Annotated in this window: 13 protein-coding genes; 8 read left to right on the top strand and 5 right to left on the bottom strand. The window is 71.1% G+C overall.

The genetic code is table 11. The features are described from left to right. Nucleotides 1-240 precede the first annotated feature (240 nt). Entirely contained in the window at nt 241-951 is a 711-nt protein-coding gene (locus ACWDY5_RS34700) for a MerR family transcriptional regulator (protein ID WP_449726362.1), read from the top strand. 18 nt (nt 952-969) lie between these two features. On the opposite strand, the gene ACWDY5_RS34695 is transcribed toward ACWDY5_RS34700, so the two are convergent. After that, the gene (locus tag ACWDY5_RS34695; protein WP_449726361.1) at nt 970-1,779 is read right to left on the bottom strand and encodes an SAM-dependent methyltransferase; all 810 of its coding nucleotides are present in this window, start codon (nt 1,777-1,779) and stop codon (nt 970-972) included. Nucleotides 1,780-1,961: 182 nt separating this feature from the next. Here ACWDY5_RS34695 and ACWDY5_RS34690 point away from each other — a divergent pair, with 182 nt between their 5' ends. Next, nucleotides 1,962-3,281 (top strand): cytochrome P450, encoded by a 1,320-nt coding sequence (locus tag ACWDY5_RS34690; protein ID WP_449726360.1) that lies wholly within the window; start codon nt 1,962-1,964, stop codon nt 3,279-3,281. Nucleotides 3,282-3,361: 80 nt separating this feature from the next. Beyond that, entirely contained in the window at nt 3,362-4,423 is a 1,062-nt protein-coding gene (locus tag ACWDY5_RS34685; protein WP_449726359.1) for an alpha/beta hydrolase, read from the top strand. On the opposite strand, the gene ACWDY5_RS34680 is transcribed toward ACWDY5_RS34685, so the two are convergent. Further along, a complete protein-coding gene (locus tag ACWDY5_RS34680; protein WP_449726358.1) occupies nt 4,424-5,524 on the bottom strand; it encodes a cytochrome P450 in 1,101 nt (366 codons plus the stop codon). It lies immediately after the preceding gene. Between the two features lie 70 nt (nt 5,525-5,594). On the opposite strand from ACWDY5_RS34680, the gene ACWDY5_RS34675 reads away from it, so the two are divergent. After that, entirely contained in the window at nt 5,595-6,149 is a 555-nt protein-coding gene (locus ACWDY5_RS34675; RefSeq protein WP_449726357.1) for a TetR/AcrR family transcriptional regulator, read from the top strand. On the opposite strand, the gene ACWDY5_RS34670 is transcribed toward ACWDY5_RS34675, so the two are convergent. Together ACWDY5_RS34670 and ACWDY5_RS34665 are read right to left on the bottom strand one after the other, a co-directional pair. After that, nucleotides 6,146-6,661: a nuclear transport factor 2 family protein gene (locus ACWDY5_RS34670; RefSeq protein WP_449726356.1), complete on the bottom strand. Its 516-nt coding sequence runs from the start codon at nt 6,659-6,661 to the stop codon at nt 6,146-6,148. The two genes, ACWDY5_RS34675 and ACWDY5_RS34670, sit on opposite strands and share 4 nt — an antisense overlap. Continuing rightward, complete coding sequence (locus ACWDY5_RS34665; protein ID WP_449726355.1) at nt 6,658-8,067, bottom strand: DHA2 family efflux MFS transporter permease subunit; 1,410 nt, start codon at nt 8,065-8,067, stop codon at nt 6,658-6,660. Before ACWDY5_RS34665 ends, ACWDY5_RS34670 begins: the two co-directional genes overlap by 4 nt. Nucleotides 8,068-8,127: 60 nt before the next feature. Here ACWDY5_RS34665 and ACWDY5_RS34660 point away from each other — a divergent pair, with 60 nt between their 5' ends. From ACWDY5_RS34660 to ACWDY5_RS34645, 4 genes are read left to right on the top strand one after another with little or no spacing between them, the layout of a single operon-like run. Next, a complete protein-coding gene (locus tag ACWDY5_RS34660; RefSeq protein WP_449726354.1) occupies nt 8,128-8,775 on the top strand; it encodes a TetR/AcrR family transcriptional regulator C-terminal domain-containing protein in 648 nt (215 codons plus the stop codon). Beyond that, on the top strand, nt 8,772-9,128 hold the full coding sequence (locus ACWDY5_RS34655; RefSeq protein ID WP_449726353.1) for a contact-dependent growth inhibition system immunity protein: 357 nt from the start codon (nt 8,772-8,774) through the stop codon (nt 9,126-9,128). The genes ACWDY5_RS34660 and ACWDY5_RS34655 overlap by 4 nt, the downstream gene beginning before the upstream one ends. 49 nt (nt 9,129-9,177) lie before the next feature. Then, on the top strand, nt 9,178-9,771 hold the full coding sequence (locus ACWDY5_RS34650) for a DUF7711 family protein (protein WP_449726352.1): 594 nt from the start codon (nt 9,178-9,180) through the stop codon (nt 9,769-9,771). A gap of 21 nt (nt 9,772-9,792) precedes the next feature. After that, nucleotides 9,793-10,332 carry a hypothetical protein gene (locus ACWDY5_RS34645; protein ID WP_449726351.1) on the top strand — a complete coding sequence of 180 codons (540 nt, stop codon included), beginning with the start codon at nt 9,793-9,795 and terminating at the stop codon, nt 10,330-10,332. A gap of 39 nt (nt 10,333-10,371) precedes the next feature. Here ACWDY5_RS34645 and ACWDY5_RS34640 read toward each other — a convergent pair whose 3' ends face one another. Continuing rightward, complete coding sequence (locus ACWDY5_RS34640; RefSeq protein ID WP_449726350.1) at nt 10,372-10,731, bottom strand: hypothetical protein; 360 nt, start codon at nt 10,729-10,731, stop codon at nt 10,372-10,374. Nucleotides 10,732-10,773: the final 42 nt, after the last annotated feature.

Below are 10,773 nucleotides of genomic sequence, written 5' to 3'. Positions count from 1 at the left end.
CCGACAGCGAACCACATCCCGCCGAGCAGCCGCCGTCACGTTGCGAGGCTTTGGTTGCGCGCCTGTGAGCGTCTGCTCGGCGGGATGCGGTGCGCAGTCTCCAGGCCGTACGGAGAAGACGAGAGGCCCTCTTCGTGGGTTTTCACCCCGAGTGAGCCCCGGCCCCCTTGACTGTGCCGTAACGGCATAGTTTGAACTGTCTCTTGTCGACAAACCCGACCCTGGGAGTGAGCAATCGTCGTGGGCTGGAGTACCAGGCAACTCGCTGAGCTGGCGGGCACCACGCTGCGCGCCGTGCGGCACTACCACGAGGTCGGTCTGCTCCCCGAGCCCGAGCGCCGCGCCAATGGGTACAAGAGCTACACCGCCGCGCACCTCATCCGCGTGCTCCGCATCAAACGCCTCACCGGCCTCGGCCTCTCCCTGGCCCAGATCGCCGAGCTGGGTGATGCCGACGAGCACCCTGAGGAGGCCCTGCGGTCACTGGACACGGAGCTGGCCGAGACCATCGAGCGCCTGCAACGGATTCGCGCCGAGCTGGCGCTGATCCTGTGCAAGGCCACGCCGACGGATGTGGAGCCGGAGCTCGGTAAGATCTTGGCCGGTACCAACGTGACTCCCGCGGACCGGGACTTCGTGGTGGTGCTGAGCCGGGTGCTCGCGCCGTCGGCGCTCCAGGCCTACGCGGAGATGGTGCGGGCCAACTATTCTGATCCCGTATTGGCCGAGTTCAACAACCTGCCTGCCGACGCCGACGAGCGGACCCGCCGGGAGCTGGCCGAACGGCTGGGGCCGGTCAGCCGGGACATGATCGCCGGTGCGCCTGAGGTGCAGAACCTGTTCGTCGGTGCGCCACTGGGTGCGAGCTTCGGGGTGCGGGTGATGGTCCAGGCCATCCGGGACCTGTACAACCCGGCCCAGCTCGATGTGCTGGAGCGGATGGTTCGCTGACCGGGGATTGTTGGCGGATCAGGGTTTCCGGCCTACTCCGGCGAACGGGAGGTTGTTGATCTCCTGCTTGTCGGTGACGTCGCCGACGCCGTCGGGCCGCCAGAACGCGCAGCCGACCAGGCCCGGGTCCACCAGCTCGAAGCCCTCGAAGAAGCGGAGCACCTCGTTGTGGCTGCGGATGATGGGCGCGTTCTGGGTGCGCTTGTACGCCTCCACCGCCTCATCCAGGCCCGTGGCGTTGGCGTCGCCGGAGACGTGCGAGACGGCGAAGTAGCTGCCGGGGGCCAGTCGCTCGCGGTACTGCGCGATCAGGCCGACCGGGTCCCACTCGTCCGGCACGAAGTGCAGCAGCAGCAACATGGTCAGGCCGACCGGCTGGCTGAAGTCGATCAGTTGCTTGGTCTCCGGGGCGTCCAGCACGCCCTCGACGTCGCGCAGGTCGGTCTGGATCACCTCGGCGTTCGGGTTGCCGTGCAACAACATCTGGCTGTGCGCCACCGCCACCGGGTCCCGGTCCACGTAGACCACCCGGCAGCTGGGGTCGGCCCGCTGCACGATCTCGTGCAGGTTGCCGACCGTCGGGATGCCCGAGCCGATGTCCAGGAACTGGCGGACCCCGTTGTCCACCATGTGCAGCACCGCGCGGCGCAGGAACGAGCGGTTGAGCTGGGTGGCGCTGCGCAGGTCCGGCATGATCTTGAGGATCTGCTCGGCCAGCTGCCGGTCGGCCTCGAAGTTGTGGCCACCGCCCAGCCAGTAGTCGTAGACCCGCGCCGGGCTCGGCACGCTGGTGTCGATGCCCGCCGGTACCCAGTTCCGCTCGGCCACCCGGACTCCCCTCGTTGGGCGCGGTTACGGTGTGCAGCTTAGGACCGGGGGGCCACACCCGAAGGAAGGGTTGGTAACGAGGTCCATCCGATCGTGTGTATGTGCCTGGAGAAGCGTCGCGGGTGACCACTGTGACTACATATCGTTACCGCGTTCACACGTTCGGTAGATAAGGTGATGCGATGGTCGCGGTGGTTCCCGGTCGGTTGCCGCTGCTCGGGCACACCCTGTCCCTGCTGCGGAAACCGTTGCCGTTCCTGGCTTCGCTGCCCGAGCACGGCGAGGTGGTGCGGATCTTCCTCGGCCCCATGCCGGTCTACCTGGTGACCAGCCCCGAGCTCGCGCTGCGGCTGCTCGCGGTGGAGGCGGACAAGTTCGACAAGGGCATCGTCTTCGACAAGATGCGCCCGCTCTTCGGCGACGGCCTGGCCACCTCCAACGGCGAGTTCAACCAGCGCCAGCGCCGGATGGTGCTGCCCGCCTTCGCCCGCGGCCGGGTCGCCGCCTACGCCGAGACCACCATCACCGGCCTGGCCCAGGAGCTCGCCGACTCCTGGCAGGACGGCCAGCAGGTCGCGGTGGACGCGCTCATGCAGGACGTGGTGCTCACCATCGCCGGGCGCACCCTGTTCGCCGCCGACCTCGGCGCCGAGGTGCTCGCCGAGATCCAGCGGTCCATCCCGATCATGTTGCAGAACGTGCTGATCCGCGCGTTCTCCCCGCGCCTGGTGGAAAAACTGCCCATCCCCGGCAACCGCCGCTTCGACGAGGCCGCGGCGCGGCTGCGCGCGGTCATCCCGCCCGCGATCATGAACGCGCGCCGGCAGGGCGGCGACCACGGCGACCTGCTCTCGGTGTTCCTGGCCGCCCGCGACGAGGAGACCGGCGCGGCCATGACCGACGAGCAGATCCAGGACGAGGTGGTCACCATCCTGACCACCGGCGCGGAAACCACCTCGGTCGCGCTGACCTGGTTCTTCCACGAGCTGGCGAGCAACCCGGAGATCGAGCGCCGCTTCCACGCCGAGCTCGACCAGGTGCTGGCCGGCCACCCGGTCACCTTCGCCGACCTGCCCAAGCTCCAGTACACCCAGCAGATCGTCAACGAGGTGCTGCGCCGCACCCCGCCGATCATCCTGATGCGCAGGGCCAGGCAGGAGGTCGAGCTCGGCGGCGTGCGCATCCCGGCAGGCGCCGAGGTCGCGGTCAGCCAGCACACCCTGCACCGCGATCCGCGCTGGTTCCCCGATCCCGACCGGTTCGACCCCGACCGCTGGACCCCCGAACGGATGGCCGCGTTACCCAAGGGCGCCTACATCCCCTTCGGCGCGGGCGCCCGCTACTGCCCTGGCGCCTTCCTGGCGCAGACCGAGATCGCCATCGTGGCCGCCACCATCGGCGCGCGCTGGCGCCTGGTCCCGGTGCCGGGCAAGCGGGTCTACGCCAAGGTCAAGGCGACCATGCAGCTCAACCAGCTGCCGATGACCGTCCACTCCCGGTAGTCACCTGAAAGTATCCGCCCGGCTACCGGGTGTATTGTCAGGCCACTCCCGACCCTTTCCGATCTTGGAAGGTTGTCCCCGTGAGACTGCTCCCGAAGCTGTTCGCGGTCACCTCGGCTTGCGCCCTGCTGCTCACCGGGCTCCTCGCCCCCCAGGCCGTGGCGAACCCGGTGAACTGCACCGTGCTCGACCTGCCGGTCACCGGCCCCGGCTTACTGCCGCTGCTGCCCGGCGGCCCGGCCACCGTGCAGGGCCAGCTCTGCCTGCCCAGCGGCAAGACCCCGCCGGTGGTGCAGCTGCTGGTGCACGGCGGCACCTACAACCGCGCCTACTGGGACCTGCCGTACCAGCCGGAGCGCTACTCCTACCAGCGGGACATGGCCAAGGCCGGCTTCGCCACCTTCGCGGTGGACCGGCTCGGCACCGGCAAGAGCAGCAAGCCGCTGAGCCTGCCGATGCTGCTCTCCGCCGAGGCCGACTCCATGCACCAGGTGGTCCAGCACCTGCGCGCGGGCCGGGTCGGCGGGGTGCCGTTCCAGAAGGTGGTGATCGTCGGCCACTCGGTGGGCTCCGGCATCGTGGCCGCGGAAGCCGCGCTGTACAAGGACGTGGACGCGGTCATCCTCAGCGGCATCACGCACCTGCCCGCGCTGCCGGTGCTCGGCCTCGGCGCGGTGCTCGGCCTCGGACCCGCCCTGCTCGACCCGATCCTGGGCAGCCGGGGCAGTGACCCGCTGTGGTTCGCCACCCGCCCCGGCGCCCGCGGACCCTTGTTCTACCACGCGGCCAACACCGATCCGAAGGTGATCGAGGCGGACGAGGCCACCAAGGACCAGGTGTCCGTGCCGGGCATGGGCACGGTCGCGGTGTTCGGCATCGTGCTGCCCACCACCCTGGGCATCAACGTGCCGGTCTTCCAGCCGGTGGGGCAGAAGGACATCCTGTTCTGCGGCCTGCTCGCGCTGCGCGACTGCACCAGCGGCAAGACCCTCCGCCCGGCCGAGGCCCCGTACTACAGCCCGGCCGCGAAGCTGGAGACCTACACGCTGCCCGGAGCGGGGCATTCCCTTGCCCTGCACAAGAACGCGCACGAGTACCGCGAGGCCACCAGGGTGTGGCTGCGCAAGACCGTGGGCGCCTGATCACCACAGCACGGGCAGGCCGCGCACCCGTCCGGTGAACGTGCCGCCCTCCTGCGTCAGCTCCCCATCCGGAATCCCCAGCCGCAGCTCGGGAAACCGGGCGGGGAGCGCGGTGAACACCTCGGTCAGCTGCAACCTGGCCAGCGGCGCGCCCAGGCAGTGCCAGGGCCCGTGCCCGAAGGACAGCTGCGGGTTGGGCGAGCGGCCGAGGTCGAAACGCAGTGGATCGGCGAAGGCCCGTTCGTCCAGGTTGGCCCGCGCCACGTCCAGCAGCACCGCCTCGCCCTGCTCGATCCGCACCCCGTCGACCTCGAAGCTTTCCCTGGCATAGCGCGGAAAACCGGCTCCCTCCGGTTCCTCCGCGTCGGCCAGCCGCAGGATCTCCTCCACCGCGCCGGGCACCGCCGCGGGCACCGTGCGCAGCAGCTCCCACTGCTCCCGGTGCCGCGACAGCAACAGCACCCCGGAGTCGATCATCACCGCGGTGCTGTCGTACCCGGCGAACAACACCATCGTCGCGATCCCCGCGATGTCCTCAGTGGACAGCCCTGCCGCGCACAGCCCGCCCAGCAGGGAATCGTCCGGCGTCAACCGTTTCCGCTCGACCAGCTCCGCCAGGTACGCGGCCAGCTCGGCCTGCGCGGCATCGGCCCGCGCCCGGTCACCCACGTCCATCCCGTCCACCAGGTCCCGGAACCGGTCCCGGTCCGGCACCCCGAGCAGCGCGCACAGCGTGCGGACCGACAGCGGCGCGGACACCGTCGCATGCAGGTCCGCGCCCGGCCCGGCCTCGGCCAGCTCGTCCAGCAGCTCCGCCAGCAGCGCCCGCACCGGCGCACCCAGCTCCGCCATTCGCCGCCCGCTGAAGAACGGCTGCAACAGCGCCCGCATCCCCATGTGCTCCTCGTGCTCGTGCTCATGGGAGTACAGCTCCGAGGCGCTGAGCAGCTGGTGGTCGCCGAACCTTGCCGCCGAGGCCGGGTCCGGGTGCGTGCGCCCCAGTCGCCGGTCCGCGTACAGCCGCCGCACCTCCGCGTGCCCGGTGACCAGCCACGCCGCATCGCCCAGCGGCGTCCGGATCCGCCGCACCCGCTCCGTCATCGCGCCCACCTAAAGTAGATTCTCAGATATATATCTCAGGGTATACATCTGAGGGTCTACTCTTCAACCGATGCCTGCCGACGACCCAGCCCCGACCCGGCGACTACCTCGGGCGCAACGCCGCGAACAGATCCTGGCCGCGGCCACCGAAGCCTTGTCCCGCAACGGGTTCGCCGCCACCAGCCTGGACGACCTGGCCGCTGAGGCCGGGGTCAGCCGGATGATCCTGTACCGGCACTTCGAGTCCAAGCAGGACCTGTGCCACGCGGTGCTCGACCGCGCCACCGAATGCCTGCTGGCCGCCACCGAGGTCGAGGTCGGCGCGGCCAGCGTGCAGGCCCTGGTCTCCTGGGCCGCGGCCGAACCAGCCGCGTTCCGGGTGCTGTTCCAGCACGCCGCGCACCAGCCGGAGTACGCCGCCCAGGCCCAGCACCTGCGCTCGGCGATGGTCGCCGAGGTGCAGGCCAAGCTCGCGGGTCAAGACCCGTGGACCCGCTGGGCCGCCCGGCTGGCCACCACCACCTGCCTGGAGGCGATCACCGCCTGGCTGGACGTCGGCGCGCCCGACCCCGACCTGGTGGCCGACCGGATCACCACCGTGATCGAGTCGATCGTGGCCGGTTAGGCCCGCAGCCGGCCCAGCACCGCGCCGATCTCCTCGGTCACCACCGGCGGCTTGCCCTGCTTCCAGGTCACGTGCAGCTCGATCCGGCGGAACCGCCAGCGCCCGTCCAGTCGCACCACCTCGGCCTGGTACCAGCCGCCGCTGACGAACCGCTCGCCCGGCGGGTCCGCGCGCAGCTGCTGGGTGGCCTCCAGGTGCACGTGCGACTGCACGCCGTCCCAGCGCACCGTGGCCCGGTCGCCGTCCAGCTCGACCAGGTGGTTGCCGGAGAGGTGCTGGGTCGGGCCGAAGAGGTTCAGCGTGGCGGTGTGCAGCTCCACCATGTTCGCCAGGCCGTGGAAGGAGCCGACCGGGTAGTGCAGTTCGATGTCCGGGGCGAAGGTGTGCTCGGCCCAGCGGGCGTCGAAGGCCCGCTCGTCCAGCGAGCGCAGGAACCGGGTGACCAGCTCGACGATCTCGGCGCGGTCGGTGAGCGCCCGGATTGCCTGGCGCAGCAAGGCGATCTCGTTCATGCGGCCCTCCTGGGCAACATCAGCGCGGGCAGCAGCGCGACCGCCACCAGGCCCGCGACCAGCAAGTAGGTCTGTTGGATCGCCGCGCCGGGCGCGCTCGCGGCGAGGTTGGCGGCCAGCACCACCGAGAGCACCGCGGTGCCGGTGGCCCCGGCCAGCGCGCTGGTCAGGCCGAGCACCGCGCTGCCTGCCGCGGTGCGTTCCGGCGGCAGCGCGCGGGTGGCCGCGGTCATGGTCGGCATCATGGTGCCGCCACCGCCGACCCCGACCAGCGCGACCGCGATCAGCAGCCCCCAGTACGGCCCGTCCATGGCCAGCTGCGCGGCGAAGGCGAGGAAACCCGTTACCCCGACGGTGATTCCGGCCAGCACGATCAGGCCCGGCGGGAACCGGTCCACCAGCCGCCCGGCCACCTGCATGATCAGTCCGGAGCCCAGTGCCGCCGGGATGATCAGCAGGCCGGCCGAGGTGGCGCTCTCGCCGCGGGCCAGCTGGAAGTACAGCGGCATCAGGAACATCGAGCCGAAGTACCCGCAGGAGTACAGCGCGAGCGTGCCCACCCCGGCGGCGAACACGCGGTCCCGGAACAGGCCCAGGTCGATCAGCGGTTCGCGGATCCGCTTGGCACGCACCAGGAACCCGCCGACCAGCAGCGCGCCGGCCACGATCGCCAGCAGTGTGCCCGCGCCAAACTCGCCCTGCTCGCCGCCGACGGTGACGCCGTAGAGGACCAGCGCCAGGCCGGGGGAGAGCATCAGCAGGCCGGGCAGGTCGAGCCTGCGCGGGGTGGTCGCGGCATCCGGCGGGAACAGTCGCAGCGCCAGCAGGACCACCGCCGCGCCGATCGGCAGGTTGAGGAAGAACATCCAGCGCCAGGACACCTCGTCCACCAGCCAGCCGCCGAGCACCGGCCCGGACAGCGGCCCGATCAGCACGCCCAGTCCCATGGTGCTCATCGCCTTGCCCAGCTCGCCGGGCGCGGCGGCGCGGGCCAGGATGGTCATGCTGACCGGCATGATCATCCCACCGCCCAGGCCCTGCACCACCCGGAAGCCGATCAGCGAGCCGATGTCCCAGGCGGCCCCGGCCAGCACCGAGCCGAACAGGAACAAACCGATGGCGCACAGGTAGATCCGGGTCGCGCCGAAGCGGCCGACCGCCCAGGCGGTGACCGGGATGACCGCGGCCATGGCGAGGGAGTAGCCGGTGACCACCCAGCCGACCGTGGGCAGCGGGGCGTGGAACTCGGTGGCCAGGTGCTTGAGCGCCACGTTCACGATGGTCAGGTCCAGCCCGGTGAGCACCCCACCGAGCACCAGCACCAATGCGAGGATCTGCGGGCGCGCGCGGGGTGGCGCCAGTGTGGTCATGAGGTCCCCCAGGATCTCGTCGGGTAACGTCGTCAAGGTACAACGATCGTTGCAACAACTACAACGAACATTGTAAAAATTTCCGGGAGGGGTGCCTTGAGCAGCGAGAACAGTGGCCGGAAGGGGCTCGCGGAGAAGCGGCAGGCGATCATCGAGGGGGCCAGGACGGTCTTCGCGCGGGACGGCTACACCCGGGCCGGCATCGACGTGATCGCCAAGGAGGCCGCGGTCTCCAGCCGCACCATCTACAACCACTTCGCGGACAAGAAGGACCTGTTCCGCGCGATCATCCTGGAGAGCGCGGCCCAGGTCAGGGAGACCATGCTGGCCAGCATGGCCAGGCACCTGGACAAGATCCTCGACCTGGAGGCCGACCTGCTCGCCTTCGCCCGCGACTTCGCCGCCCCGCTCCAGGTCTACAACGGCCACTTCGCCCTGGTCCGCCACATCCAGGCCGAGGTCGGCCACTTCCCGCCGGATGTGCTGGCCGCCTGGCAGGAGACCGGCCCCGCCCCGGTCCGCGCCGAGCTGGCCCGCCGCCTGGCCGACCTTGGCGAGCGCGGCCTGCTCACCATCGAGGACCCCCAGCGCGCCGCCACCCACTTCGCCCTGCTCGCCGTCGGCGAGGTCCAGGCCGCCACCTTCTACGGCGCGCAGCCGATCGCCGCTGACCTCTTCGAAGCGGCGGTCGCCGAGGGAGTGCGGGCGTTCCTGCGTGCCTACGGATCGGAGCAGACCGGATGAACCTGACCGAGTTGGAACGCGACGACTGGGGCCCGCCGCCGCCGGAGGCCACCCAGCTGATCGCCCGCTGCCACCAGCTGCGCCGGGTCCCGCTGGACCAGCTCACCCCCGCCGACCTGCGGCTGCTGATCGGCCAGCGCATCGGCCTGCCGCACCTGATGCCGCTGGCGCTGGCGCGGCTGCGCGCGGAACCCTTGCTGGAAGCGGATTTCTACCCCGGCGACCTGCTGTGCGCGGTGCTCGGGGCAGGCCACCCCGGCTGGCAGGCCGAGGTGGCCGCGCTGGTGGCCGAGGGGGAGTGGCCGGAGGAGGTGGCCGAGGCGATCGCGGAGTTCCACGGCCGGGACACCTGATCGACGCCCTGACCCGGCTCGCTGGCGCCGGGTCGGGCAGGATGACGCCGTGAAACGCAACCGCGCGGCCCACCACCTGGAAACCCTGGCGCAGACCTGCGCCGACCTGGCGGCGAACCCGAACCCGATCAGCCCGCTGCGCGTGCGCGCGCTCTGGGCCGCAGGCGAGATCCTCGAACCAGGGGCCGAACCGGAGATGATCACGGTCGCCCTGTCCGTCGACCTGCCGCCCGCCGAGGTGCCCTGGCGCGGCGAGCCCACCGGCGCGCAGCACTGGGCGAACCTGACCCGGTTGTCCCGCAACCCGTTCCTCCCGCTGTGGCGCTCCGCCCAGGCCCCGGTGTGGAACCACCACATCGTCCGCCCGATGCTGGTGTGGTCGGCCGAGGAGGGCATCGCCACCGACGCGCTGTCCGCGCTGGCCGAGGGCGATGCCGAGCCGTTCCGCGCCGAAGCTCCGTCCACAGTGGACTACCAGGCCCGGCTGGCCGAGGAGCTGGCGCTCTGCCACGCCGCGCTGCGCGCCGCCACCGAGAACTACGAGGCCCGCCGCTGGGCCCCCGGCAAGCTGGAACCGCACGCGGACCTGCTGTTCCGGTCCAGCAAGGGTTACCTCGAACTGCTGGCCGCGAGCGGGCGCTAGGGCGTGTCCTAGGCTGGCCCGATGCCTGACTTCGATCGCACCGACGCCGTGCTGGACGCCCAGGACGAGCGGGTGGTCATCTGGCACGTGCAGACCGGCCTGGACGATGGCATGTCCCGGCTGACCGGCGCCTGGGTGACCGGCCGGGATGAGCCGGACAAGATCGCCGCGCTGCTGGAGCGCCGCCGCTGCCTGATCACCTCGGCAGGGGAGAAGGCGTTGGCGGAGCTGGACATCACCGTCGAGCGACGCATCGACCCGACCGCCACGGTGGCCGCGATCGAGGCCGAGCGGGACGCCCTGCAGGCGGTCTACGACGCGCTGCCAGCCCCGCACACCTTCGTCGCGCCGATCTGGCCGCCGCTGCCCGAGCCGCTGGACCTGACCGACCCGCCGGCCAGCGACGCGGTGCCGCCGACCGGGACCGCGCACTCGGTGGCCAGCTGGCTGGCCGGGGTCGCGGACACCTGGGAGAAGCTCGAGCGCGAGCGGATCACCCGGAAGTACCTGCACGACAACGACTCCAGGGACCGCAGGCGCACCCCGTTCGCGGTGCGCTGAGGCGCGGGGCCCTCGGGGCGGAGGGCCCCGCGCGCGGCATCACCAGCGGAGACCGAGCTCCCAGGTGGGGGCATCGAAGCTGGCCCGCGCGGTGAGCGTGTAGTAGCTGGCCGGCAGCGTGCAGGTCCAGCTGCGCGCGGGCTCGTTGGCGTAGGCGCCGCCCTTGCAGTTGCCGATGGTGAAGGTGAAGTAGGTGTCCTGGGCGCCAGGGCGCAGCCACGCGTCGATGTCGATGGAGATGGTGCCGCCGGGGAAGAACCCCGAGGCCAGGCTGCAGCTCCGGTCCGGGTTCGGGTCGCAGCGCTTGGTCGGGTTCGCGGCGCTGGCGGTGCCGGCTCCGACGAGCACGCCGGTCAGCATCGTGCCTGCCACCGTCGCGGTGGCCAACAGCTTCTTCATCGGGTCCCCAACGGGTTCAGGCTCCGTCCGGCGCGGAGATCG

Source organism: Crossiella sp. NPDC003009 (assembly GCF_053591555.1).
Note: the sequence above shows the minus strand (reverse complement) of the source record. Positions and strands in the feature narration are given on the sequence as shown.